Origin of the sequence: Lysinibacillus sp. C5.1, assembly GCF_016350185.1 — a bacterium.
In the GTDB taxonomy this organism is placed as follows: domain Bacteria; phylum Bacillota; class Bacilli; order Bacillales_A; family Planococcaceae; genus Lysinibacillus; species Lysinibacillus sphaericus.
The window spans coordinates 3070633-3096012 of the sequence record NZ_CP066226.1; the positions used below are offsets into that span (position 1 = coordinate 3070633).

Sequence of the window (25380 nt, forward strand, 5' to 3'; positions counted from 1 at the left end):
CAATCGAACTCCCCCTTTAAAATTGCAACTGCCTTATCTAATCCCTCTTGCAAGCTTACAAAAAAAACCAAATCAACTGTTGATTTGGTCGTCATAAATATCTTGCTTTATGCTTTTAACGATATAAATAATCGCTCTTGCATTTTTTCTTCAAATAGAAACTTTTTCATACTCATCCCTACTAAGTTTACTAACAGTTCCTCAATATCACTTAGAGAGTAATAGAGAAATGTCCCTTCGCGCATAGGACGCACTCGTCTGTCTATCGTCAATTCTTCCTCAATAAAATAGGCAACATTGACTCCACAATGCTCCATTAGTTGCGTAATGCGCTGGTCATCTCCCGGATTGATAAAGAATGGTACAATTTTGTCAATATACAAAATACTCTGAACAAGTTTGATGAAAAAATTTTCTCGAACAGCCGTTTCAACAACTAAAATAGTTGTTTGCTCATGCTGATAATCCATGTACAAAACATTTAATTGTTCTTCCAACAATTTATTTAATATGAGTATGGAATTTTTATATTTCTTCATATCGGTTTGTATTTCTCTCGTTAGTAGTCGAAGAATACGAAAAGCTGGGAGAAAAATTTTTAAAACAATTTCTTTCGGATGTAAATGGTCAATCAATTTATTGAAATGTACCCTTAAAGAATTTTCATCATTACGTATCAACTGCTCGATAAATAAATTAAAAATCTCCTCAAAACTATTGGCACGATAATCAATCATTTTAACAATTTTGACACTATAATTCAGTGGTAAGTTCATGGACGTTTGTTCATCTAGTAACTTTACTTTCGGCAATGTTGGGAACATATCATAGACAAGCTCTACTTGAGCACTACGATTATCTGATAGTAACACAACTGAGTTTACAGGATAGATGCCAAGACATTCTACAAATTTGTTCATAAATTTTTCATTATATAAATGCCGATCACGATATAGAACTGCTAAAGCATCCGTCGCACCATATCCAGAATGATATACACGCTTTGAGGTCATTGCAGAATAGACATCAATAATTTGTAATAACTGAACACCTTCACTCATATCATCTGCACACAGTTGGTTAGGGTACCCTTTTCCAGCAAAGCGTTCGTGGTGATCGCGCGCCAAATAGGCAATATCAGCTTCACCATTTTCTATAAGAAGCTCGTAGCCTTTCGTCGTATGTGTTTTGACTATATCAAATTCATCTTCGGACAGTTTTCTTTTTACACTTAAGATTTCTTGTGGAATAAAAACTTTGCCGATATCGTGAAATAAATAACCTCTGGCAAGCATCTCAATGTCCGTTAAGCCTAATTGTCTTGCAAAAATTGTTCCAAGAACAAAGACATCAAAGGAATGGACAAATGAGTATTCATCCCACTCCTTTAAACGCATAAGCAAATCGTAGCGACTCTTTTCTGCTAAAATCCGTTCAAATATACCTCTGACATATGCCGTATCCTGCGTACTTTTTAATATTTGACCATAACGTAATTCATGTACAACATTTTCTAACGTTGACATAAATAGATTACTGACCGCTACTTGATATTCATCTATCTCTTCATTTTTCTCCAACAGTGGTGCAAAAATATCTTCGTACTCCATTGTACGTTGTATACTTAAATCATGAACAATTCTTACTGAATCTGATGATAGATAAACTGACAATTCTTCTACTCTTCTAAGTTTAAGTAATGCAATAATTCTTTCAGTTAGCACTAAATCTTTTTTAGCTAATAGGCGATACTCGGAAAAAATATCTTCTGCTAAAATATCACCGGCTTCTACTTCATCAATACATAATATCACTTTTTTTAGCATTTTATCAGCCACACACGCATGGTTAGAGCATTATGTGACCTCCCTCCCTTTTCCATAGGACTGCATTAATCTAATAACGTACAATAGTACGTTTTGCTGATAGAGGCATGGTTTTAAAATAGTTTGAAATTACATTCCTAAACTTTAATTCGTATAATTATACAAGAATAATTAATATGACATTTCTTTGTATCTTTACAATATCATAGGTTAAAATTCCTTTTCAACTAGTATATGGGGCTTAAATGATTAGTTAATACTATGCATATATTATAAACCGGCTAAAAATTAGTTATTTTTTCTTATTTATTTTATTTATTTTTATCGATATTCAGGCAATGTTATATTTCATTTGACCTATTTAAAAATATAGATAAATGTATATTTATAAAAAATAGCCATTTTTCTATTAATATAAAGAATGGCTTAAAAAACAAAAAATTTCTCACTAAATGTTATCTACTAATCTTTTTTTCCTAGTAGCATAAGCTCATTGCTATTTATATCTCATAATTCCCATTTTATAGTGGATAATATTCCCTCTATTCTCACCTTCAACAATTTGTTATAAATATATTATTATAGTTAATCTTTTGTGTTAAAGTACGTATTTTTAACAATACATAGTAATACCAACCATTCGCAATCAATCGTCCGGAAGTTTGAAACTGTACATAGGAAGGATCTTTACTAGAAAAAAGCAAGCTATAAAAATGGACATTGGAGGAAACAAATTGAATACACATCGTTTTTATCAACTGGTTATGGCAACAACTATCGCAACGAGCGCCATTGTCATAGCACCCCCAGCATATGCTGCTTCATCATTCCCCGATATAAATCCCTCAACAGAGGAAGGGAAAGCAATCATAAACTTAGCAGAGCGTGGAATTATATCCGGCTATCCAGATGGCACGTTCAAGCCCGCAAATTTTATTACCCGTACACAGGCTGCCAAAATTTTAGCAGGCATTTTACATCTTGATACTGTTCATGTAAAAAATCCTAACTTTAAGGACATTACCCCTGACAATGAAAACTACGGTGCCATCGCTGCACTAGCAGAAGCAGGGATTATCCGAGGCTCTAATGGTTATTTCAACCCAACGAAACAAATTACACGTGGTCAATTGTCGAAAATGATTGTCAAGGGCTTTGATTTAACAATTACTGATGATATTGATATTCCCTTTACAGATGTAGAAGCTGGCAGTGAATATGAGCCATATATTCAAACATTATTTTCTAATAACATTACAAAAGGCACGACACCGACTACCTTTGGCCCTCAAAGCTATGTAAAACGTTCTCAACTAGCTTCTTTTGTAGTAAGAGCAGAAAACACTCAACATAATGCTATGATTTCTGCAAGTCGTTTTAACCAAGATTATATTTTCGCTTCTTATGGTGGAATTGAACCCGCAGAGGATATTTTCACATGGGATGACGAAGAGATGATGACAAATACCATTACGATTAAGCCTTTAAAAGAAGGTACTGGTAAATTAGTCATTTCTGGTTTTAGCGAAGAGACAGAAGAGTTCACAGATTTCTTTTTCTTAGTTCATGTAAAAACTGTAGACGGTAAGCTACAAACAACGCTTGAAGAAGTAAAGGAAGAAGACTATTTAGAACATCTACCGCTCAACTTAAATGAAACGGATTTAACGTTCGCACCTACAGAAGTAAGTATACAAACAGCCGATGGACAGGCTTTATCTTCGGATTCCTATGCACTAGAAACGAAAAATAATAATACAACACTATCGATTTTTAAAGATGGACAATACTTATTAACTTTCACAAATGGTACCCAACAACAAATAATGGCGGCTGATGTATATACGTATGATTTTGTACGTAGTATTGACATTTACGAATTAACCGACGAACTAACATTTACAAGCGATTATTTATCATTTGAACCAGTACAAGTTGCATTAGAAGATTTAGATGATGGTTCTGATCCAACTTACAAAGTACCAGTCAAAGCAGTACTTAATGGAAACAAATTGATTGTAACACCGTTAGCAGAGGGCAATGCCATGATCCATGTAACTGGAAAAAATGGAGAAACTGCATATTTAAATGTTGAATTTATGAAAATTGCAGGTAAATGGGCAACTTATTACGATTTATATGATGATATGGAAGACTACTAATTCATTATGTAAAAATGCCAGAGGGTACATTAATTGTCCTCTGGCATTTCTGTTTTATCTGTAGATGGTCTTAACTGTAATTCAGGCGTTCTTTCTAATTGCTCAATAAATTTCTTTGTTTTAAAGCGGATTCCAGTTTGTTCTTCATAAATCGTTGTAATAATTTTTTTTATGAAATATTTTGTTTCTTTTTTCAATTCCAGTTTACCAATCTGATCAATTGGAACGGTATAAAACATTCGGATTAACTTTAACTGTGTTGGTGTTAGGCGAATAATATATGGATCATGCTGATAACAGCGGTGGCATAAGAAACCTCCTTGTGCAAAAGAAAAGGCAAATTCTCCATCCACTGCACCACAAGAAGCACAAGCATGGAGTATCGGTTGCACACCCGTATAAGGGAGCATTTTCCACTCTACAAAAAGGGTAATAGCTTCCGGATCATAGCCATCTTCAATTGCTTGTAATGCTTGCAAGAGTACTTCAAATGCAAAAGGTTCTGCTTTTCCCTCTTCCACTACACGTTCCACTAGTTCCATAATATAGCTCGCATAGGCTGTCGCTATAATATCCTCACGTATATGACGCATTGAATTGAGATGCTCTCCCTGTTGCAAAGTGCCCATACCTGTATGATGCTGCACCATAAACATGCCATATGTAAAGGGCTGTGTCACAGCTGATAATCTGCTTGAAGGTTTTTTGGCCCCTCGCGCCATCGTTGCTACTTTACCAGCTTCTCGCGTTAGTAGCGTCACAATCTTATTGGATTCCCCGTACGCACGCACCTTTAGCACAATACCTTCCCATTTATAAAGCATCCATCCCCCTCCTTTTTTTCAAGTTTTCCATGAAAATAGAGCTCTCCAACATATTTGGACAGCTCCATTTTCCCTTCTTCTGAATCAAGCATTACTTCAACGAACACTTGTCCACTGCAATAACTCGATACGGTAGACTTCAGTTGAAACCATTAAGCCCTACGAAGAAAATTAATATTCATCATCGCGGAATCCAAAGTCACGAAGATGTGTCGATTTATTACGCCAATCCTTTTGCACTTTTACCCATAGCTCTAAATACACTTTAGAACCCAATAACATTTCGATATCTTTACGAGCTCGGATTCCTACTTCTTTCAGTAATGCTCCACGCTTCCCAATCACAATGCCTTTTTGAGAATCACGCTCTACAATAATTGTCGCGGCTACACGAATTTTTCCTTCGTTTTCTTCATCACGACGAATTTTATCAATGACTACTGCAATGGAATGCGGAATTTCCTCACGTGTTAAATGTAACACTTTTTCACGAATCAACTCGGAAATGATAAAGCGCTCGGGGTGGTCTGTTACTTGATCGGCAGGATAATATTGTGGGCCTTCAGGTAAATATTTAGTAAGTGTTGCTAGTAAGTTTTCAACATTATTACCTTGAAGTGCTGAAATCGGCACAATTTCCGCAAAGTCATAACGTTCCTTATAACTGTCGATAATACCCATTAATTCATCTGGGTGAACTTGGTCGATTTTATTTATTACTAGAAACACAGGCGTTGGATTACCTTCGAGCATTTCTAAAATAAATTCGTCACCTTTTCCAAGCTTTTGCTCCGCATTTACCATAAACATGATAACGTCCACTTCACGCAATGTATTTTTAGATACTTTTAACATGAAATCGCCTAGCTTATGCTTTGGCTTATGGATTCCTGGTGTATCAATAAAAATCATTTGGCTATCATCTGTTGTCAGTACACCTTGTACTTTATTTCGTGTTGTTTGTGGCTTATCGCTCATAATGGCAATTTTTTGACCAATGACTCTGTTTAAAAATGTAGATTTCCCAACATTTGGTCTTCCAATAATTGAGATAAAGCCTGACTTATAGCCAGTATTATTTTCCAGCATTCTCTAAATCCTCCGTTGTAAATGCAAACGGTACTAATTCGCCAACTGACGTTACCGTGACATCACCTTTTAAATTTGTTAAATAGACAGGCATTGTTGGTGGGCAAAACTCCACCATCACTTGGCGACAAGCTCCACAAGGCGCACAGGGGCCTTCCGTATCCGCTACAATCGCAATTGCCTCAAAATCATAAACACCTTCTGAAATGGCTTTAAAAAACGCCGTACGCTCCGCACAATTCGTCATACTATAGCCAGCATTTTCAATATTACAGCCGTGGATGATATCGCCATTTTTAGTCAAAAGCGCAGCTCCCACTTTAAATTTTGAATAGGGAACATATGCCTTCTCGCGTGCTTTTTTTGACTCTTCTAGTAATGCATGCATATCTATCTTCATCTATGCTAATTCTCCTCTACATAAAAATCAAATATGCCTCTTTGACTAGGCACTATCCATTACGCCACAGCGTAATTGCGTCTAGATTTTTTCGAGCCTGCTTGAAAAGCGCCTCTCCAAAATCTGTGACATTTGCTGGGGTTTTCAATTGATTTTTGCCAGCGTTTAAACCACACATGCATAAGAGCATAGTTGGCGTTTATCCTCACATAGCGAAGTGGTAGCTTGTAATGGAACAAAACTAAAACCATTTCGGTATAAAGATAAGTAAACCGATTATAGCACTGAATACCGCAAATACAAGCACCGCACCCGCTGCAACATCCTTAGCTTGCTTAGCGAGTGGGTGAATGTCTGTTGATGCTAAGTCTACAACTCGCTCAATCGCAGTATTGATCATTTCAAGCGCAAACATCAGTGCTATTAATAATAGCACAATCAACCATTCAACTCGTGATAAACCTGTGAAATAACCTGCAATGATAACAATGCACGCACTAAGCAAATGAGATCGAAAATTTTGCTCTTTACATGCTGTGATTATTCCTTCAAAAGCATATCCAAATGAACGTAAATATTTGCGTAAGTTCATTTAGTCACGTCCTAAGCCAAAAGTTTGTAAAATCTCCTCTTGTTTGCCGAACATCACCTTTTCATCTTCAGGTACCATATGGTCATAACCTAATAAGTGCAAGAAGCCATGGACAGCTAAAAAGCCTAATTCCCGTTCAAATGAATGTCCATATTCTTCTGCTTGTTCCTTAGTGCGATCCGTGGAAATTATAATATCACCTAAAATGCGCGGCATGCCTTCAAATGTTACTTCCATTTCTCCCTCGCCTAATTCTTCTAGCGCGAAGGAAATCACATCTGTAGGTTGATCTTTATCGCGGTATTCTCGGTTAATTTCTTGGATAGCCTCATTTGTGACAAAAGTTACTGATACTTCTGTTTCAGGTTCAATCTTTTCCACTTTTGCAGCATGTTGTAAAAGCTTTTCTACAAGCTCCGTATGTTGTGCTGTCACTTCATTTGTTTCATCTGTAAAATCAATCGTTAAAATCATTAGTGCCTCCTACTTATCTGCCTTTGGATATTCAATACGGGAATGGAAAATCCCATTCAACGTCTCACAAAGTACTTGCTCTATACATTTTAACTCTTTTATCGAAATATCGCATTCATCAAACTGATGATCTTGTACACGGTCATCAATAATTGCTCGAACGAGTTTATGAATTTTCTCAGCATTTGGCTCTTTCATCGAACGAACCGCCGCTTCCACACTATCAGCAACGCTTATTACCGCGGCTTCCTTCGTTTGAGGTTTTGGTCCTGGGTAACGGAATTTTGCCTCATCTATTACTTTTCCTTCTTCCTTCGCTTTGTAAAGGAAAAATTTAAGCAGACTTGTACCGTGATGTTGTAGCGCAATATCAATAATTTCTTGTGGCATTTTATAACGTCTTAGCATTTCTGCGCCATCAGTTGTATGCGCAATAATTATTTCAGCACTTGTTTCTGGAGGCATGGAATCATGCGGATTCATACCTGACATTTGATTTTCAATGAAGAAAGCTGGTCGTTTCGTTTTGCCAATATCATGATAATAACAACCGACACGTGCGAGCAATCCGTCCGCACCTATCGCTTCGCATGCCGCTTCAGCTAGATTCGCTACCATTACACTATGATGATATGTTCCCGGTGTCTCCATTAGTAGCTTTTTCAGCAATGGATGATTTGGGTTGGATAGCTCAATGAGACGTAATGTGGAGAGCAAACTAAAGGCTGACTCAAAAAATGGCAATAGTCCCATCGTTAGCGCACCAGATAGTAGTGCTGATAATATCGCGGCTATAAAGTAAAACAATAGCTCAGATAAACCATAAGATGATTGTGTCATTAATAAATAAAATGCGATAAAGCCCATATTTACAACAGAAATCACGGCAACCGCTTGCATAATATGCGAGCGTTTTTCTACACTACGCATAAAGAATAGACTCGCAAAGCCACCAAATATGATATACAAAGTAATTTCCATTTGCATTACAGAAGAATATCCTTCTTGGAAAATAACCCCTGCTGAAGCAGCTGTCATGACAGTAATAAGGACTGCAGCTCGATCATCAGCGAGTAGACGTACAAGCATTGTAGCTAACGCTGTTGGGAATAAAAAGGCAATTGTCACATCAAACCCATCTGCCACTAAGCTTATAAACTTCATTAGCAGGATTGAAAAACTATACACAATAACGGTTACGAGTAATGCATTGCGCTTTTTCTGTTCTTCGATTTCCCAGCGATCAAAATAAATATACATAAATATCATTTGAATGAACGTTAAAATAATTAGCCCTGCAATCGGCTTCAGTGATGCTTTATTACTCACCATACCCAGTAGCTCTAACTGGCGATAAGCCTCATTATCAATAATCTGACCTTCTTGTACGATGATTTGACCTTGTAGAATACGTGTTGGTTCAACGGCTTCCTTTGCTTGTTCTATTCTAACTTTCGTTTGTTCCTCATTAATGGTTTCGTTTTCGATAATACTAGCACGTCCAATTGATACGACGGTACTTAAAATCCTATCAGGATAGCCACGCTGTCCACGTATTTTGGTTTCAAAATCATTTTGAGCAGCTAACACATTTTCTTTTCGAATTGATTTTTCTAGGTATTCTTGTACAAGTTTTGATAGTTGTATGCTTGTTCGCTTTAAATCGGCTTCACTTTGTTGTAATAAGCCTTCTAACTGTGCATCGGTAAAGACGACAGGCATTTGATCCACATCAATGGATTCTAATTTTTTCCGGAGCTTTGCCACTTGGTCGACAGTTGCAACAGGGTCCTTACTACTTTCGACATCCTTTTTCACTTCGAGGACATAATCAAATAAAGACGTCACGATTGCTACACGTTGCTTAGCGACGTCTTCAGAAAATTGATAGACGGGCGTAACTGCGTTAGCAGCCTTTTCTCGTTCCTGCTGTGTCTTCACGGTATCTTCGATGGTTTTCGTTGATCTTACTGTTTCTGACGCAAGTTGCAACGGTTTAAAATCATATGTAACACCCTTTACATTGCCATACATAAATGTAAATTGTAATGCTCCTGTAAGGATGAGAACGACAATCAAAAAGTAGCGGAATCCAATAAGCTCCGTAATTTTCTGAAGTTGTTTCTCCATTTGGCACCTCCCCTATCTATCTTCTATCATACCAATTCAAAAAACATTTTTCCCGAAAAATGTATAAAGAAAGCAAAAAAACAGCTATACGTATATGTATAGCCGTCACATTTAACCTTATATATGCATAATTCGTTGACTTGTCACTTCGCTTTGGTCTCAAACTTTTGCCATTGATTTCCGTTACGGATTGCTCGCTTTCCGCGGGCGTTGCTTAAGTCTCCTCCACCGCTACGCTGTGTTCAGGGTTATCGTTGTACCTGTCGCTTCGCTTTCGGTACAGACTTTTCTATTGTTGTACCTGTCGCTTTGCTTTCGGTACAGACTTTTCTATTGTTGTACCTGTTGCTTCGCTTTCCGTACAGACTTTTCTATTGTTGTATCTGTCGCTTCGCTTTCAGTACAGACTTTTCTATCGTTGTACCTGTCGCTTCGCTTTCGGTACAGACTTTAAAATAACCGCCTTAGGCGGTTATTTTAAAGTTGTTGCTCCTCATAAGCTTGGATAATTTTTGCTACGACTGGATGGCGGACAACGTCGCCTTGCTCTAAAATTTGGAAATGTATTGGTTTGACATATTTTAACGTGCGTTCCGCAACAATCAATCCTGACTCTGTATTTTTAGGAAGGTCAATTTGCGTTTTATCGCCAGTAATAACCATTTTTGAACCAAAGCCAAGACGTGTTAAAAACATCTTCATTTGCATATGTGTTGTATTTTGCGCTTCATCTAAAATTACAAAAGCATCATCTAATGTACGTCCTCGCATATACGCTAATGGCGCGATTTCAATCGTTCCTCGCTCAATTAGACGTTGAGTTTGTTCCGAGCCATAAATATCGTTTAATGCGTCGTAGAGTGGACGTAAATACGGATCCACCTTTTCCTTTAAATCGCCTGGAAGGAAGCCCAATGACTCTCCTGCTTCTACGGCAGGACGAGTTAAAATAATACGCTTTACATGCCCATTTTTAAGCGCTTGTGTAGCCATTACTACCGCTAAATACGTTTTTCCGGTACCTGCTGGACCAATACCGAAAACAACGTCTTTGTGACGAATCGCTTGTATGTATTCTCGTTGACCAATTGTCTTAGCACGAATTGGTTTCCCTTTTGTCGTGCGTGCAATTTCTTCATCGTAAAGTTCTGCAAAATATTCAATTGTTCCTTTTTGTGTCATTTCAATTGCGGTTGCTACATCCCGTTGGTCGATATTAATGCCTTTGCGAATAACTTTTAATAATGCATGTAAAAGATATGTCGCTTGTTCTTTTGCCTCTTCTTCACCTGCAAGCTGAATTTGCTCACCGCGCGTAATAATATGAACGCGAAGTGCCTCTTCAATCAATTTCATATTCGCATCAGATATACCTAGTAACATGACCGCTTCATTTGGATTATCCACTTGTAATACAGTTAAATGTTCTGACATAATCATTCTCCTTGTGGCCCTTGTATTGGACTTGCAATGTTTTCATTGACTAAAAATAGAACTTTCCCTTCAACTGTACCATTCCCCCACTTCGCCTGTAAAAGGTTTTCTTTCTTAATAACTGTTTTTGCAGGAAGGGATTGCAACATCTTTTCATGAAGTAGTGGCATTAACAACGTGTCTATTTTAGATTCATCTAATGTAATTTCCATCGTTTTTGTTTGCTGTTCCTCCACAATGGAAACATAAGGATCTAACCAACTTGGTAAGTCTTTCTTTTGTACATAATCAACCGCTTCTTTATGAATACCTTTCACGACTACACGCCATTGCTTTTGTTGCAAAGATTGGAGCGTTAGCTTCGTTGGTATTTTAAATGTGCATTCAAGCCAATAGTCAGCAAATACCTCTCCCTTTGCCCCAACAAAAACATGATCATCCCCACTTTCAATGACACCACTAACTAGAACGTCCCCATCATACGCTGTATCATTTACAGAAATTTTCCGCTCACCATGTTGAATATTAAAGTGTGTAATAACACCACTTTTTGTAGCGACTAAATGCGTGGCAAGTTTTTCTGTTGTCAGCTCCGTTTTCTTAGGCGATTCCTGTGGTCTTAAAATAACTCGACCACCGTGTTTTTCAATATGCACCCATGCTAAATCTCGATGCTTTTCTAACAGACTTTGCCGAATTACTGCATCTGACGGTAACACTTTTTTCGTCATAGGTGTTTCTAGCCTAAAAGTTTCTTGAAACGTTCGCTCTATTTGTTGTTGCAATTCTGGTGTAGCCGCTTCAATATCGACGCGCCAAACTACTTGCGCACATAGTAAAGGGATTAAAATCATAATAAACAAACCAAGCAATGTCCAAAGTTGAGCTCGAAAAACATGTTGTTCATCTGCATAATGAACAGTCATTTTAAGCCGATAGCGACTGCGTGTACGGCGAATTTTAGACAAGTACCCCATATGCGTTTCAAATGTCACTTCTTGCTCCCGAAAGACGACACGCTTTAATGGTATGTGTTGCGCATGCAATGCTTGAATAAAAGGATGAACATTTTCATGACGCTTTATACGTATGATAATCGGTCGATTATTCCACATGATTGCTCACACCCAAATCTTTAGTCATTTTCACATGTAATTCTTGCAAATCCTCTACTGAAAGATGAAGCATTTCTTCTTTAATTGCATTTATAGCAACGGATTTTCCACGCACAATAATATGATAATCTGCATAAATAAACGAGCACGATGTAGCGTCCGCATGTAAAAAGCGATATGGACCGATAATTTTTAATGTTTCATACTGTGTTAATTCAAGTAGTGGCGTTAATTGAAATAATTTTTTCATAAAAAATGCCTCCTTCTTCGGCAATATATGCGCCAAAAAAGGAGGACATGCTAGTTATTTTCGTTTTGCTTTTGGCGGACCTAAAATTTCAGCCATTACCACTGCTTGCACAATTGCCTTTTGAGAATTTGGTAGTTGAAATCCATTATTGGATGCTGCAACTGTTCTTTCTTTTTTCCCTGCAGCTAAACGACCAAGGCTAGGTCGTTCAATTTTACGACTAGAAGGTTCAGTCGGCGTTAACGGTGGTGCTACATAGCTAGGAATGTGTTCCTTCACACTTTCCTCTCTTGGTTCCACTCGTTTTTCCGGCATGTCTGTCGTCATTTCCGCTTTCATTTCCCCTAAAAACTCTCGTGCAAAATCCTCGAAGCTCTGCCTTTTAGTCGTTGGCTGATGTTGCATCGGCTCATCTACTTCCTTATAAGCGGAAGGTTGCGCCGATTTATTGAAAGGGGGCATTGGCTTTTGTTCTTTTGGGTTTTTTAATTTTCCGAAAAGCGAGCTGACTATGGCAATAATTGCAAATAAAATGAGTTGTTCCATTTGTTAGCACTCGCTCCTTTCCGTATGTTATACGTTCGGTTCATTTGGTTCTGATTTATCTAGGCTTACTTTAGAAATAGAATCACGCATAGCTGTATCCGCTTGAATGTTACGATAATTCATGTAATCCATAATACCAAGATTACCAGAGCGTAAAGCTTCTGCCATCGCTTGCGGAACTTCTGCTTCTGCCTCCACTACTTTCGCTTTCATTTCTTGAACGCGGGCAATCATTTCTTGCTCATTTGCTACCGCCATCGCTCGGCGTTCTTCAGCTTTCGCTTGGGCGATGTTTTTATCCGCCTGCGCTTGTTCAATCTGTAATTCCGCACCGATATTTTTACCGATATCAACATCCGCAATATCAATCGATAAGATTTCAAATGCTGTTCCCGAGTCTAAGCCTTTAGATAACACGGTTTGCGAAATCATATCCGGATTTTCAAGGACTGTTGTATGGCTTGTTGCACTACCGATTGTAGAAACGATCCCTTCACCTACACGGGCAATAACTGTTTCTTCCCCTGCACCACCGACTAAACGTTCGATGTTAGCACGCACAGTAATACGTGCTTTCGCTTTTACTTCAATCCCGTTCATTGCAACACCTGCAATAAATGGTGTTTCAATTACTTTTGGGTTAACCGACATTTGTACCGCTTCTAATACATCACGACCCGCAAGATCAATCGCAGCACAACGTTCAAATGTTAGTTCAATATTCGCACGGTGAGCAGCAATTAGTGCATTTACGACACGATCTACATTACCACCTGCTAAATAGTGACTTTCTAACTGATTAATAGTTACTGGTAAGCCAGCTTTATGGGCTTTAATTAACGGATTGACGATACGCGATGGAATGACACGACGTAAGCGCATTCCGATTAATGTGAAAATACTAACGCGGACACCTGCTGCAAGAGCTGAAATCCACAGCGCCACTGGTACAAAAGTAAAGAATACAGCGACTACAATAAATAATAAGACTAGCCCGACAATTGGACCCATTAGAGCTAAATCAAATCCCATGTTGTTATTCCTCCATCTCTTTTTCTGTTTGTCTCACGACAATGCGTGAGCCTTCAACTTTAATTACTTCTACATTTTTGCCTACATCAACGTAGCCACCTTCTGATACTACATCAATACGCTCATTAACAAAACGAATTGTACCTGCAGGACGAAGCGGTGTAATTGTTACCCCCACTTTTCCTAACAACTCTGTGCGATTAACGTTAGACACATAGCCTTCTTCCGTCGTTGTTGCATCCATCAACACTAACTTGTTTAAAACATGCATTTTTTTACCGAAAAATTTCATCAGGACCACCATTCCTATTATGGCTACTACAAGTGCAATAACGATCGCTATAATCATTTGTGTTATATTCGCACCTGCTAGCAGCAAGCTAAGTATTATAAGCACACCACCTAAAATACCAACAATGCCTCCGGGGACAAAAAATTCTGCGATAACGAGGGCTAGCCCTGCGATGAAAAGTAACAATGTTTCATATCCTGCAAAGCCTGCCACCATATGACCGAAGAAAAATAATCCGAGAGCTGACAACCCCATTATACCCGGAACGCCAAATCCAGGCGAATAGAGCTCCATAACAAGCCCTAAACTAGCAACGGACAACAAAATAGGTATAATTAGCGGGTTCGTAATAAAACGAGCAATTTTTTCAGCGAATGTTGGCTCAATCGGTACAATATCACTACCTTTTAGCCCCGTTACCGCCAAAAGCTCTTGAAAGTTAGCAACCGTTCCTTCAGAATAGCCGACCTTTTTTGCTTCTGCAGCAGATAATGTCAATAAATTATCTCCCCCAGCACGATATTCTGGCAAATTAATCTTTGGATCAGCCATTGCTAATGCATATTTCGGGTCACGTTCAGATGTTTCGGCTGCTGCCTGCATTTGTGCTAACCACGCACTATGCGCCTTATTGTCCGCTGCATTCCCCACTGAATCGATGACAGCCGCTGCGCCAATTGTTCCATTTGGTACCATATATATTTCATCTGCATGTAAGGCTAAAAAAGCACCAGCGGAATGCGCATCTTTGTTAATAAAAGCAATTGTACGAATTTCTGTGGCATCCATAAGCATGGCGATGTCACTAGCTGCATTGACGAATCCACCCGGCGTATGTATCTCCAGTACAATCGCTTCTGCATAATTTTCTTCTGCCTCTTTAAAAGCTCGTTCCAAAAATGCGTGAAGTCCACGTTCTACTTCATCATGAATCGGTACGTGGTAAACCTTGCTACTCGCGAAAGCTGTAGTCAATGGAAACGCTACCAAAACTGTCATCCAAATGATGATGATATAGCTTAGTATTCTCCTTTTTTGTCGCATCTTTTTCCCTCCCTTCTAACATGCTTCTCTACTGTATATACGAGAGACTTTGTAATAAGTTTCACAAAATATTGTTTATTTTTATTATACAGTGAAATTTTAATGAAAGGTTGTTTTTTATCTTCGGTTGGATGGATTTAATAGTTGTGTTGATAATGGATATGAAAAAACCGAATGAAATCTTGAGTGACTTCATTCGGCCTTTTTTTCGAATATGTACCGCAAAATGGAGCATCATGCAAAATACCCAGAATTAATCGCTAGTGCAATTAATTCCAGGTATATCATTGTCTGCTCAGTGAATCATACAATTGCGTGTTTTGAACGTAGGGATTTTTAATGGGAAATTAAATTACCACTTACGTTTACGTGCAGCTTCTGATTTCTTTTTACGTTTTACGCTAGGTTTTTCGTAGAACTCGCGCTTTCTAACTTCTTGAATTGTACCACTTTTTGATACAGTACGTTTGAAGCGGCGAAGAGCATCTTCAAGCGATTCGTTTTTGCGAACGACAGTTTTTGACATCTCTCTTTCCCTCCCTCCGAACACACGTCAATACACAATCGAATTAGGCTAATAACTAACTGTTGTGTACTAAAAAATTATACCGTATTGTCTTTTAACGGTCAATAGAAAGTATTCGAAATAGTTCAGAGAATTTTTTACACCCACTTTGTCCGAATTTTATAGCGCTTTAACGTGAACAATAAGGTGAAGAAATTTTATTTTAAATAAGGGCTTTACAAAAAATATTAGTTGGGCGTAAAATAATCCCATTCAATTTCATAACAGCCAAATCTCAAATTTTTTGTGAGTACGGAGGACCCAATATTTTGGGGTTAATTCTGCATATGTAGAAGGGATGAGTTCTCTTTCGCCATCCTACCCGTCAGCTAACTTCGTCGGCTAAAGCGAAGGAGGTCATAAAGACCACCATTCATTAGTTTTTTTGTGATGCCCAATCCAACATTCTAACCATGAGGGTCTTTTTCTTATGCCCAAATATGGATATGAAAGGCTCACATGTTTTGTAAACAGTTAGGAGACATCGATGAAAAAATTGATACATTATTTAAGTCCACCAAAAATTCTTGTACTTGGTTTTGCCATTATTATTTTTATTGGGGCATGTTTGCTCACTTTGCCGATTGCTACAGAGGATGGAAATGGCCTACCTTTTTTAAATGCCTTGTTTACTGCTACTTCCGCCACATGTGTAACAGGTTTAATTGTAGTTGATACAGGAGACACCTTTACAATGTTTGGTGAAATCGTTATTCTGGCTCTTATTCAAATCGGGGGCTTAGGATTTATGACTTTTGCAACATTATTATTTTTGTTGTTAGGGAAAAAAATCTCTTTAAAAGAAAGGCTATTGTTAAAAGAAGCCTTTAATAATATTTCGATGGCTGGTCTTGTGAAATTGGTGAAAAGAATTTTGTTATTTACAGCACTTATTGAACTAATTGGAGGGCTTATCTTATCGATTCGATTTTCATTTGATATGCCGATTGGCAAAGCCATTTACTTTGGTTTTTTCCACTCGATCTCGAACTTTAATAATGCTGGCTTTGACTTAATGGGAGGGTTTCAAGGTTTAACAGCGTATGTAGCTGATCCATTTGTTGTGTTAACCATTTGTGCGCTGATTACAATTGGTGGTTTAGGGTTTATCGTCATGAATGAGTTATATGAATATCGTGAAACAAAGCGTCTTTCGGTCCATTCTAAAATTGTATTATCAGCCACAGTTATTTTAACAGTGGGTTCTACCCTTTTAATATTTTTATTTGAATATAGCAATAGTAAAACAATTGGTGATTTAACGGGAATGGGTAAAATTTTAGGCTCTTTCTATCAGGCTGTTACACCAAGGACTGCTGGATCGAATACTTTACCTATCGGAGATTTGACTCACTCTACATTGTTTTTAACTATTTTATTGATGTTTATCGGAGCAGGGTCTGGTTCTACCGCTGGTGGGATTAAAATAACAACGTTTGCCGTTTTAGCTGCTACGCTTTGGGCGCAAATTAGAGGGAAGGAAGATGTTGTTTTATTTCGTCGTAGAATTGTGATTGAAACCATTTTAAAGGCATTAACCGTGGCAATGTGCGGGATGGTCATTGTGGTGTTTGTCACCATCTTTCTTAGCATTACCGAACAAAAACATAGTTTTATGATGTATTTGTTTGAGGCTACATCTGCCTTTGGTACTGTTGGACTTTCCATGGGGCTAACTCCTGAATTGACGCCTGCTGGTCGTATACTCATTATTTTAACAATGTTTGCTGGTAGACTTGGTCCTCTAACGATTGCTTTTGCTATTACAAAACGACGAAAGCCAGAAGCTTTCCATCATCCAAAAGGAAATATAATGATCGGTTAATTAAATTCAAGAGGAGCTAACGACTATGACCATCAATCAATATGCCATCATCGGCTTAGGTAGATTCGGAGTAAGTGTTGCTAGAAGATTACATGAAGCTGGCCAACAGGTGCTTGGAATCGATATTAACGAGGAGCGGGTTGAAGATGCCGAGCTTTATGTAACACATGCAGTCGTTGCGGATACGACTGAAGAGAAGGCGCTAACCTCCATCGGAATAGGAAATTTCGACTGTGTCATTGTTGCTATAGGTAACGATATGCAATCCAGTATTTTAACTGTTTCATTGCTAAAAGAACTTGGCATAAAAAAAATTATTGCTAAAGCGCTTGGGAAAAGACATGGGCAAGTATTAGATAAAGTAGGCGCAGATTGGATTATTTATCCTGAACGCGATATGGGTGAGCGAGTAGCAAATCAGTTGCTCTCCCCTAATATGTTAAATTATATTGAGTTATCGAAAGACTATAGTATAGAAGAAATAATGATTCCTCCCAAAATGGCTAATAAAAATTTACGCGATTTAGATCTACGTGCTAAATACAATGTCAGTGTTATTGCCATTGTAAGAGGAGTAGATATCATTATCTCTCCATCTCCAGAACAATTAATTGAACAAGAAGATATTTTAGTCATGATTGGTCATCGTAAAGATATTGCGCAATTTTCCAATATTGAATAGGCTAATTAGCAAAATGAGAAAAAGTGTTAGATTGACTACCAATAATCTAACACTTTATTGCTTTACCGTTGATTTTCACTACGGTGTTGTTATCCACAAGCGTTTGCCTTATCAGCTAAGTTTTATCTCATCTACGTTTTGTTACAGAAGCAAACCTGTACGAATATCCCTTATGTCGTATTTTAAAAAATTTTCTTTGTGTTACCATCTTCTTTTAATAGTTCGACCGCTTCTCTAAAGCGTTGGGAATGGATGATTTCTCTTTCTCTTAGGAAAATTAAACTATCATTCAAATCAGGGTCATCGGATAAGTCGATAATCCATTGGTATGTGGCACGTGCCTTTTCTTCTGCAGCAATATCTTCATAAAGGTCAGCAATGGGATCCCCCTTTGCCTGAATGTAGCTTGCGGTAAATGGCACACCGGCTGCATTTTGATAAAACAAAGCTTTATCATGATTCACATAATAATCACCAATTCCCGCTTCTTTTAACTGCTGTGGCGTGGCGTCCTTCGTTAATTTATAAATCATCGTCGCAATCATTTCGAGATGTGAAAACTCTTCCGTCGCTATATCCGTCAGCAAACCAACTACTTTATCAGGTAAAGTGTAACGCTGATTCATATACCGAAGTGCTGCAGCCAGCTCCCCATCAGCACCCCCGTACTGCTCTATTAAAAATTTCGCAAGCATCGGGTTACATGTACTAACTTTCACTGGATATTGGAGCTTTTTTTCATAATACCACAAACATCTTTCCCCCTAATCCAAACATTTTTCATAAGATGTTACACTTGCCAAGGCCATGGCGTGTCGACCCAATTAAACGGATAATTCGAATAGCTTCTTCCAAAGTTCATGAGTGGTCCATATTTTTGCTCAAAATCAATTTTTAAGCGCATACTTTTTTCAGCATTTTCATTAAATTGTGTGATCGCTGTATAATCGTGAGGATGTGTATCTAAATAAAGATTTAATTCAACTAAAACAAAATCGATGGCCTGAATTTCCTCGAGAAGCTCATAAAATTCTGGTGGCATTTTTTTACTCACCTTTCATCTCACCTCTCTCAGGATTCGGATATGGGCTAAAAAATTGAGGCCATAAAGTGCCAAATTTCAGCGCTTCCTTGGCAGTTTGAAATTGTGGTAGTCCAGGTGGTTGAAAGCCTATATACAATTGCGGAGGTGTTGAATAACTTTTGACTTCAATCGGTTTACAAGGGTCGAATGGACTGATATAAGGCCGCCAATATTTAAATTGCGTAAACATAAAATCCTCCTTTCAAAACGCATTTACGTCATTCGAGTATATGAGAAGGAAAAATTAATTATTCTATAGACAAGTTAGCGTAATATAGATGGTTGATTGGAAGTACGGTCTTTAGTGGTAATTAAAAAAATAGTGTACCGGAGAAATCCCCCATACACTATTTTCTAAAGACCGCTATTAAATGATGTGAACATTAATAATTAGAATCTGCAATTAAGCCTTTTACAATCGCTACACCAGAGCTTGCCCCAATTCGGGTAGCACCTGCTTCGACCATTTTTTGCATATCTTCTAAACTGCGAACGCCACCAGAAGCTTTTACACCTAGCTCTGGACCAACTGTTTTGCGCATCAAGGCAATGTCCTCTGCTGTTGCTCCACCTGTAGAAAAACCTGTTGACGTTTTGACGAAATCTGCTCCGGCAGCCACTGAAAGTTCACATGCCTTTACTTTCTCTTCTTCGGTTAGTAGGCATGTTTCGATAATCACTTTAACAATCGCACTGCCTTTAGCCGCTTCTACCACTGCAGCAATATCTGATTGCACTAATTCAAAGTTTTGGTCTTTTAATGCCCCAATATTAATAACCATGTCCACTTCTTGTGCACCGTTAGCAATTGCATCTTTTGCCTCAAATACTTTTACAGCGGTTGTATTAGCACCTAACGGAAAACCAATAACGGTACAAACTAAAACATTTGAATTTTGTAATAGCTCGCTGCAATATTTTACCCAAGTTGGATTTACGCAAACTGATGCAAAGCCAAATTCTTTAGCCTCAGCACATAACTTTTCAATTTGCTCTTTCGTTGCCTCCGCCTTTAATAACGTGTGATCAATCATACTTGCATAATTTGTTTTCATTTAACAAGCGCTCCTTCTAACTTAAGTTGTCCGTACCTCTTTGGAATGATAACATGTTTTCACGTTTCCGTCTAATAATCGTTACACGAGAGCCAGTCTAGCCAATAAAAATATGTGCTACAAACACTAATTTTATAAATTATTAAATTTTATCATGCCCATACAAGCTTATTATTATGAAGTAAAAAGGATTGTCCATCTTCAACAGATAGACAATCCTTTATCAATTATTTTACCGTTTCTAGTAAACGTACAAACTGCCCTTTAGAATGTGGATAGCCTGCTTGTGTAATTTTGACTTTTACAAGTTGACCAATAAGGTTTTCAGGTCCTTCAAATACTACTTTTAAATAGTTATCAGTATAACCTGTTAATAAACCTTCTTCATCACTACCATCATGAACAAATTCCTCTGGGATTACTTCTAACACATCATTTTCAAAACGACAAGCATATTCCTTTGCTAGTTGGTCGTTTAAAGCGATTAAACGATGCACGCGCTCATTTTTAATGTCCTCATCCACTTGGTCTTCCATACGTGCTGCCGGCGTGCCTGTACGAGGTGAGAATGGGAAAACATGTAATTCAGAAAACTTATGGTCACGAATAAAGTTGTAGGTTTCCATAAATTCTTCTTCTGTCTCCCCTGGGAAACCAACAATTACATCGGAAGTAACAGCTAAATCTGGTAAAGCTTCATGTAATTTTGTTAAGCGCTCCCCGAAAAATGCCATCGTATATTTTCGACGCATACGTTTTAAAACCGTATCCGAACCAGATTGAATTGGAATGTGTAAATGATTGACAACGATTTTTGAGTCACGTAAAACCTCAATGACTTCATCTGTTAGTTGGCTTGCTTCAATAGAAGAAATACGTAAACGTTTCAATCCTTTTACATTCGCTTCTAAATCACGTAACAACTGTGCAAGGTTATAGTCTTTTAAGTCTTGACCATAGCCCCCTGTATGAATACCTGTTAGCACAATTTCAAGATAACCGGCATCTACTAACTGTTGGGCTTGTTTGACAACTTCTTGTGGATCACGAGAGCGCATTAAACCACGCGCCCAAGGAATAATACAAAATGTACAGAAGTTATTGCAACCCTCTTGGATTTTTAACGATGCACGTGTTCGGTCTGTAAATGCCGGTACATCTAACTCTTCATATACACGGTTTTTCATAATGTTGCGTACAGCATTAATCGGTTGACGCTCATTACGATATTGTTCAATATAGCCTAGTAATTTTGTACGGTCCTGTGTCCCTACCACAATATCAACACCAGGAATAGCCATAATTTCTGCTGGCGATGTTTGCGCATAACAGCCTGTTACACAAATAACAGCATCCGGATTTTGACGGACAGCTCTGCGAATAACTTGACGTGATTTTTTATCACCCGTATTTGTTACTGTACATGTATTAATCACATAAACGTCCGCTTTATGATCAAACTCCGTACGTTCATAGCCTTCTTCTTTAAACAGTTGCCAAATAGCTTCTGTTTCATAATGATTTACTTTACAACCTAGCGTATATAGAGATACGGTTTTTGGAGGCGCGTAACTCATAATTAATTTCATCCTTTCAACATCACATAACATTGTGTTTCGTATTTATAAGTATTTTTTTGTGTTCTTATTTTAGATACGAGAACTATAATAACACAAACCTTTTAAAATCAGTACTTATTAGATTTTTTTATAAAATAACTAAGCATAACAAGTAGCTACTGCCGAACTTTAACACGCTCTGCTATCAATTATCTCAATATAATATCACCTTTGAAAACGAAACCTTCTATCAGTAATTGTCATCCTCTTTTATCATTTAATTGTTTTTTATTGTCATATTATAAAATACATTTCTTTTTTCCAATATAGCAACAAAGCTGGTGAAATGATATACTTTCAATGTAATTGTATGATTACATAACTAATAGTGCCCTTAAACGGTTTACAAAAAACGGAGGAATTAGTATGAACATTCTTGAAGCATTATCTCTTTCAGTACCCTATATTCACTTAGCATTAAAAGAAGAAGCAATAGTAGCGGTTATTGATAAAGAAACTGAAACTGTTGTAAAATGTTTAGCTGGTAAACGCATCGATGTAGGTTATCAAGACGGGCACAAAGTAAACGCAAACGATGAGAATATTTACACTGCTTTAAAAGGGCAAAATTCAGATATCATTATCCCAGAAGATGTTTACGGAATTTTCATTTATGCATTTGCTTTTCCAATTCGTGAACATGGTAAAGTTGTGGGAGCACTTGCTTTTGGTTTACCAATCGACAACAAACTTAAACTTGAAGAATATATGAATAAAATGGAAGCTATTATTAACAGTTTACAAGATAAAGTACATAACGTAGCTTCTCATTCTGAGGAGCTAGCAGCCACTAGTGACGAAATTAACACGCAAGCACAGCACGCACTAGATGATGCTAAAAAAACACACGAAGTAACAAATTTAATAAAAAGCATCTCGCGTCAAACAAATTTACTTGGCTTAAATGCATCGATTGAAGCAGCTCGTGCTGGTCAACATGGCGCTGGTTTTAATATTGTGGCACAAGAAGTAAGAAAACTTTCTTCTGAAACATCGAACGCGACAAGTATTGAAACGTCATTACGAAATATTAATAGTAGCCTTGAAAATCTGAAACAAAACATGGGGCAAATTAATGGTGCAACAAATGAACAGGCTCAACTAGTTCAAGATTTCAGCGAAATTATTGGTGAATTAACAGTATTAAGTAGCAAGATGAAAGTTTTTATGCAAGAAGCCTTAAAATAAATAAACTGCTCTAACAGGCAACTTTCAAGCACTGTAATCGCTCCAATTGTTAGATAAAGCTAACAATTGGGCTTTTTTATTCCTGTAATCCTTTGACATTAACCAATCTATTTTTCCAAAAATTTTCTCCCCTTCTCAGCACTACTTTAAAATTTGCTTCTACGGTAAATTCGCTCGATTGCATCATGCTTTTCTTATCTAGCAGTAATTCCCTACAACCATTGGACGGCAATCGCACTAAAAAACTGCCACCTGCATGTGCAGACAGCAGCTTTCTTAAAACGCGCTTTACAAAGGGATTTACACACTGGTAAAATGCTTTACTCCGTGACAGTTCCACTTGCAAAAAATAGCAATACCACAAGGCTAAACCGCAGTTTTATTCAAATTCATACGATATTGCAGATAATGCATAAAGAGGCGCCGTTTCTGCTCGTAAAATTCTTGGTCCTAGAGACATTGTTTGGGCACCTGTTTGCATTAACATTTCAGCTTCCTTACGCGCAATCCCACCTTCTGGTCCAAAGACGATAAGGATGGATTTTGCTGGCTTGTCAACCATGGTTTTTAGCTTATCCGCAAACCTTGTTCGTTTTTCGGCTTTGGCATCCTCTTCATCTGCAATAAAAACCGCATCGAAATCTCCAATTTGTGACACAAGCTGCTTAAAGTGAATCGGTTCATAGATTTGAGGAATATGTGTGCGATGTGATTGTTCCGCTGCCTCTTTTGCAATTTTTTGCAAGCGCTCTTGTTTTTTCGCACCCTTTTTCACATCCCATTTCACAATGGAACGTTCCGCTTCAAATGGTAATAAAGCATACATGCCTAGCTCCGTTGCCTTTTGCGTGATAAGCTCTAGTTTATCGCCTTTAGGCAACCCACACGCCACTGTTACACGCACTGGTAGTTCAGGGGATGGAATGGTTTGTCCCGTCGCTTGCACTAAGACATCCTCATCTTCAAAGGCCGTAATCGTACAAATATAAGCTGTGTCTTGTGCCACAACGATGATTTCAGCACCTTCTTTCATCCGCATAACACGCATAATATGACGGGCATCTTCACCTGTAATGCGAGCTTCATGAATGGCCGTCTCAATAAAATAGCGTTGCATACTGCTCACTCCTCTCAATAGAAGAAGCGCCAAATCGTCAGCACTCGGCTCACAATTTGCGCTTCCTCGGTTCATTTATAGTGGACGACGGGCGATAATTGCTACCCAATCTTCCATTAATAATACTTCTTCAATAACAAAGCCAGAAGCTTCTAGTGCTGCTTTTACATCATCTCGTTTCGCTCCGATGATGCCTGAAGTGACGTATAATCCACCCGGTTTGACAATCGTAAATGCATCGTCAGTAAAGGACATTATTATTTCCGCTAAAATATTGGCAACAACAACATCTGCTGGCTCCTTGACAGTATCCAATAGGTTACCATGGAAAACTTGCACTGTATCGCTTACTTTGTTCAACGCAACATTTTCTTTAGCAGAACGTACAGCAACTTCGTCTAAATCAAGGGCATGCACACTTTTTGCACCTAGCATTGCAGCACCAATGGACAGAACCCCTGAACCTGTGCCAATGTCAACAACCGTGTCGCCTTCTTTCACGACCTTTTCCAGCCCTTGTAAGCACATTACTGTCGTTGGATGTGTTCCTGTTCCAAATGCCATGCCAGGATCTAACTCAATGATTAACTCATCCGTTGAAACGGGTGAATAGTCTTCCCATGTCGGTACAATTGTAAAGCGTTCCGAAATTTTAACAGGGTGATAATATTGCTTCCACGCTGTTGCCCAATCTTCCTCGTTCACTTCTACAATCGAAACAACATTTTCGCCAATATCAATGTTAAATTTCGTTAAATTTGTAATGGCCGCCTTAATCTCTTCGACTGTTTCATTTAAAAAGCTAGACTCTGATAAGTAAGCTTTAACGATGACTCCCTCTTTTGGAAAATCATCTTCATTTAGCGCATAAATTTCTCCATACTGATCTTCACGTGGCTTCGCATATTCAGCTGAATCTTCAATAACAACACCGCTAGCCCCTGCTTCATGCAAAATGTTTGAAATTGCTTCCACCGCTTCATTTTTTGTATGAATGGATAATTCTGACCACTTCACGTAGCTCTTCAGCTCCTC

Annotated in this window: 25 protein-coding genes and 1 riboswitch; of the genes, 4 read left to right on the top strand and 21 right to left on the bottom strand. The window is 38.0% G+C overall.

Annotated features, from left to right (window positions below):
* Window positions 1-107: 107 nt before the first annotated feature.
* Window positions 108-1826 carry an HD-GYP domain-containing protein gene (locus I5435_RS14985; protein ID WP_024363025.1) on the bottom strand — a complete coding sequence of 573 codons (1719 nt, stop codon included), beginning with the start codon at window positions 1824-1826 and terminating at the stop codon, window positions 108-110.
* Between the two features lie 734 nt (window positions 1827-2560).
* Here I5435_RS14985 and I5435_RS14990 point away from each other — a divergent pair.
* Window positions 2561-3988: an S-layer homology domain-containing protein gene (locus I5435_RS14990; RefSeq protein ID WP_337982524.1), complete on the top strand. Its 1428-nt coding sequence runs from the start codon at window positions 2561-2563 to the stop codon at window positions 3986-3988.
* 29 nt (window positions 3989-4017) lie between these two features.
* Here I5435_RS14990 and recO read toward each other — a convergent pair whose 3' ends face one another.
* From recO to rpsU, 13 genes are all read right to left on the bottom strand, one after another.
* Entirely contained in the window at window positions 4018-4812 is a 795-nt protein-coding gene (gene recO / locus I5435_RS14995) for a DNA repair protein RecO (protein WP_024363027.1), read from the bottom strand.
* 171 nt (window positions 4813-4983) lie between these two features.
* On the bottom strand, window positions 4984-5901 hold the full coding sequence (era, locus tag I5435_RS15000) for a GTPase Era (protein ID WP_025220028.1): 918 nt from the start codon (window positions 5899-5901) through the stop codon (window positions 4984-4986).
* Window positions 5888-6301 carry a cytidine deaminase gene (locus tag I5435_RS15005; protein ID WP_029747264.1) on the bottom strand — a complete coding sequence of 138 codons (414 nt, stop codon included), beginning with the start codon at window positions 6299-6301 and terminating at the stop codon, window positions 5888-5890. The genes era and I5435_RS15005 overlap by 14 nt, the downstream gene beginning before the upstream one ends.
* Window positions 6302-6542: 241 nt before the next feature.
* Window positions 6543-6893, bottom strand: a complete 351-nt coding sequence (locus I5435_RS15010) for a diacylglycerol kinase family protein (protein WP_024363030.1) — start codon at window positions 6891-6893, stop codon at window positions 6543-6545.
* Entirely contained in the window at window positions 6894-7367 is a 474-nt protein-coding gene (ybeY, locus tag I5435_RS15015) for an rRNA maturation RNase YbeY (protein ID WP_024363031.1), read from the bottom strand.
* Window positions 7368-7376: 9 nt separating this feature from the next.
* The gene (locus I5435_RS15020; RefSeq protein WP_024363032.1) at window positions 7377-9497 is read right to left on the bottom strand and encodes an HD family phosphohydrolase; all 2121 of its coding nucleotides are present in this window, start codon (window positions 9495-9497) and stop codon (window positions 7377-7379) included.
* Window positions 9498-9974: 477 nt separating this feature from the next.
* Window positions 9975-10931, bottom strand: coding sequence for a PhoH family protein (locus I5435_RS15025; RefSeq protein ID WP_024363033.1), 957 nt, complete (start codon window positions 10929-10931; stop codon window positions 9975-9977).
* 2 nt (window positions 10932-10933) lie between these two features.
* Window positions 10934-12046 (bottom strand): sporulation protein YqfD, encoded by a 1113-nt coding sequence (locus I5435_RS15030; protein ID WP_337982525.1) that lies wholly within the window; start codon window positions 12044-12046, stop codon window positions 10934-10936.
* Window positions 12036-12296 (bottom strand): hypothetical protein, encoded by a 261-nt coding sequence (locus I5435_RS15035; protein ID WP_024363035.1) that lies wholly within the window; start codon window positions 12294-12296, stop codon window positions 12036-12038. Before I5435_RS15035 ends, I5435_RS15030 begins: the two co-directional genes overlap by 11 nt.
* Before the next feature lie 54 nt (window positions 12297-12350).
* Window positions 12351-12842 (bottom strand): hypothetical protein, encoded by a 492-nt coding sequence (locus I5435_RS15040; protein ID WP_337982526.1) that lies wholly within the window; start codon window positions 12840-12842, stop codon window positions 12351-12353.
* Window positions 12843-12869: 27 nt separating this feature from the next.
* Window positions 12870-13853, bottom strand: a complete 984-nt coding sequence (floA, locus tag I5435_RS15045; protein WP_370510659.1) for a flotillin-like protein FloA — start codon at window positions 13851-13853, stop codon at window positions 12870-12872.
* 25 nt (window positions 13854-13878) lie between these two features.
* The gene (locus I5435_RS15050) at window positions 13879-15210 is read right to left on the bottom strand and encodes an NfeD family protein (protein WP_431808388.1); all 1332 of its coding nucleotides are present in this window, start codon (window positions 15208-15210) and stop codon (window positions 13879-13881) included.
* Window positions 15211-15562: 352 nt separating this feature from the next.
* Window positions 15563-15736 carry a 30S ribosomal protein S21 gene (rpsU, locus tag I5435_RS15055; RefSeq protein WP_004227078.1) on the bottom strand — a complete coding sequence of 58 codons (174 nt, stop codon included), beginning with the start codon at window positions 15734-15736 and terminating at the stop codon, window positions 15563-15565.
* 255 nt (window positions 15737-15991) lie between these two features.
* Window positions 15992-16134: riboswitch (cyclic di-AMP (ydaO/yuaA leader) on the top strand.
* A 128-nt stretch (window positions 16135-16262) separates the two neighbouring features.
* On the opposite strand from rpsU, the gene I5435_RS15060 reads away from it, so the two are divergent.
* Entirely contained in the window at window positions 16263-17600 is a 1338-nt protein-coding gene (locus tag I5435_RS15060; RefSeq protein WP_337982527.1) for a TrkH family potassium uptake protein, read from the top strand.
* A 25-nt stretch (window positions 17601-17625) separates the two neighbouring features.
* On the top strand, window positions 17626-18282 hold the full coding sequence (locus I5435_RS15065) for a potassium channel family protein (protein WP_024363040.1): 657 nt from the start codon (window positions 17626-17628) through the stop codon (window positions 18280-18282).
* Window positions 18283-18464: 182 nt separating this feature from the next.
* Here I5435_RS15065 and I5435_RS15070 read toward each other — a convergent pair whose 3' ends face one another.
* From I5435_RS15070 to mtaB, 5 genes are all read right to left on the bottom strand, one after another.
* On the bottom strand, window positions 18465-19034 hold the full coding sequence (locus tag I5435_RS15070; protein WP_024363041.1) for a manganese catalase family protein: 570 nt from the start codon (window positions 19032-19034) through the stop codon (window positions 18465-18467).
* A gap of 38 nt (window positions 19035-19072) precedes the next feature.
* Window positions 19073-19324: a spore coat protein CotJB gene (locus tag I5435_RS15075; RefSeq protein ID WP_029747265.1), complete on the bottom strand. Its 252-nt coding sequence runs from the start codon at window positions 19322-19324 to the stop codon at window positions 19073-19075.
* A gap of 4 nt (window positions 19325-19328) precedes the next feature.
* Window positions 19329-19556 (bottom strand): spore coat associated protein CotJA, encoded by a 228-nt coding sequence (locus I5435_RS15080; protein ID WP_024363043.1) that lies wholly within the window; start codon window positions 19554-19556, stop codon window positions 19329-19331.
* Between the two features lie 193 nt (window positions 19557-19749).
* Window positions 19750-20421 carry a deoxyribose-phosphate aldolase gene (deoC, locus tag I5435_RS15085; RefSeq protein WP_025220031.1) on the bottom strand — a complete coding sequence of 224 codons (672 nt, stop codon included), beginning with the start codon at window positions 20419-20421 and terminating at the stop codon, window positions 19750-19752.
* 227 nt (window positions 20422-20648) lie between these two features.
* The gene (mtaB, locus tag I5435_RS15090; protein WP_024363045.1) at window positions 20649-21998 is read right to left on the bottom strand and encodes a tRNA (N(6)-L-threonylcarbamoyladenosine(37)-C(2))-methylthiotransferase MtaB; all 1350 of its coding nucleotides are present in this window, start codon (window positions 21996-21998) and stop codon (window positions 20649-20651) included.
* A 408-nt stretch (window positions 21999-22406) separates the two neighbouring features.
* Here mtaB and I5435_RS15095 point away from each other — a divergent pair, with 408 nt between their 5' ends.
* Complete coding sequence (locus I5435_RS15095; RefSeq protein ID WP_337982528.1) at window positions 22407-23228, top strand: methyl-accepting chemotaxis protein; 822 nt, start codon at window positions 22407-22409, stop codon at window positions 23226-23228.
* 379 nt (window positions 23229-23607) lie between these two features.
* Here the strand turns inward: I5435_RS15095 and I5435_RS15100 are convergent, their stop codons facing one another.
* Both I5435_RS15100 and prmA read right to left on the bottom strand, forming a co-directional pair.
* On the bottom strand, window positions 23608-24345 hold the full coding sequence (locus I5435_RS15100; RefSeq protein WP_337982529.1) for a 16S rRNA (uracil(1498)-N(3))-methyltransferase: 738 nt from the start codon (window positions 24343-24345) through the stop codon (window positions 23608-23610).
* A 75-nt stretch (window positions 24346-24420) separates the two neighbouring features.
* Complete coding sequence (prmA, locus tag I5435_RS15105; protein WP_024363048.1) at window positions 24421-25362, bottom strand: 50S ribosomal protein L11 methyltransferase; 942 nt, start codon at window positions 25360-25362, stop codon at window positions 24421-24423.
* Window positions 25363-25380: the final 18 nt, after the last annotated feature.

Coding starts and splice junctions, on each gene's coding strand:
- I5435_RS14985 (WP_024363025.1), bottom strand. CDS start 1,826: ATGCTAAAAAAAGTGATATTATGTATTGATGAAGTAGAAGCCGGTGAT.
- recO (WP_024363027.1), bottom strand. CDS start 4,812: ATGCTTTATAAATGGGAAGGTATTGTGCTAAAGGTGCGTGCGTACGGG.
- era (WP_025220028.1), bottom strand. CDS start 5,901: ATGCTGGAAAATAATACTGGCTATAAGTCAGGCTTTATCTCAATTATT.
- I5435_RS15005 (WP_029747264.1), bottom strand. CDS start 6,301: ATGAAGATAGATATGCATGCATTACTAGAAGAGTCAAAAAAAGCACGC.
- I5435_RS15010 (WP_024363030.1), bottom strand. CDS start 6,893: ATGAACTTACGCAAATATTTACGTTCATTTGGATATGCTTTTGAAGGA.
- ybeY (WP_024363031.1), bottom strand. CDS start 7,367: ATGATTTTAACGATTGATTTTACAGATGAAACAAATGAAGTGACAGCA.
- I5435_RS15020 (WP_024363032.1), bottom strand. CDS start 9,497: ATGGAGAAACAACTTCAGAAAATTACGGAGCTTATTGGATTCCGCTAC.
- I5435_RS15025 (WP_024363033.1), bottom strand. CDS start 10,931: ATGTCAGAACATTTAACTGTATTACAAGTGGATAATCCAAATGAAGCG.
- I5435_RS15030 (WP_337982525.1), bottom strand. CDS start 12,046: ATGTGGAATAATCGACCGATTATCATACGTATAAAGCGTCATGAAAAT.
- I5435_RS15035 (WP_024363035.1), bottom strand. CDS start 12,296: ATGAAAAAATTATTTCAATTAACGCCACTACTTGAATTAACACAGTAT.
- I5435_RS15040 (WP_337982526.1), bottom strand. CDS start 12,842: ATGGAACAACTCATTTTATTTGCAATTATTGCCATAGTCAGCTCGCTT.
- floA (WP_370510659.1), bottom strand. CDS start 13,853: ATGGGTCCAATTGTCGGGCTAGTCTTATTATTTATTGTAGTCGCTGTA.
- I5435_RS15050 (WP_431808388.1), bottom strand. CDS start 15,210: ATGCGACAAAAAAGGAGAATACTAAGCTATATCATCATCATTTGGATG.
- rpsU (WP_004227078.1), bottom strand. CDS start 15,736: ATGTCAAAAACTGTCGTTCGCAAAAACGAATCGCTTGAAGATGCTCTT.
- I5435_RS15060 (WP_337982527.1), top strand. CDS start 16,263: ATGAAAAAATTGATACATTATTTAAGTCCACCAAAAATTCTTGTACTT.
- I5435_RS15065 (WP_024363040.1), top strand. CDS start 17,626: ATGACCATCAATCAATATGCCATCATCGGCTTAGGTAGATTCGGAGTA.
- I5435_RS15075 (WP_029747265.1), bottom strand. CDS start 19,324: ATGCCACCAGAATTTTATGAGCTTCTCGAGGAAATTCAGGCCATCGAT.
- I5435_RS15080 (WP_024363043.1), bottom strand. CDS start 19,556: ATGTTTACGCAATTTAAATATTGGCGGCCTTATATCAGTCCATTCGAC.
- deoC (WP_025220031.1), bottom strand. CDS start 20,421: ATGAAAACAAATTATGCAAGTATGATTGATCACACGTTATTAAAGGCG.
- mtaB (WP_024363045.1), bottom strand. CDS start 21,998: ATGAGTTACGCGCCTCCAAAAACCGTATCTCTATATACGCTAGGTTGT.
- I5435_RS15095 (WP_337982528.1), top strand. CDS start 22,407: ATGAACATTCTTGAAGCATTATCTCTTTCAGTACCCTATATTCACTTA.
- I5435_RS15100 (WP_337982529.1), bottom strand. CDS start 24,345: ATGCAACGCTATTTTATTGAGACGGCCATTCATGAAGCTCGCATTACA.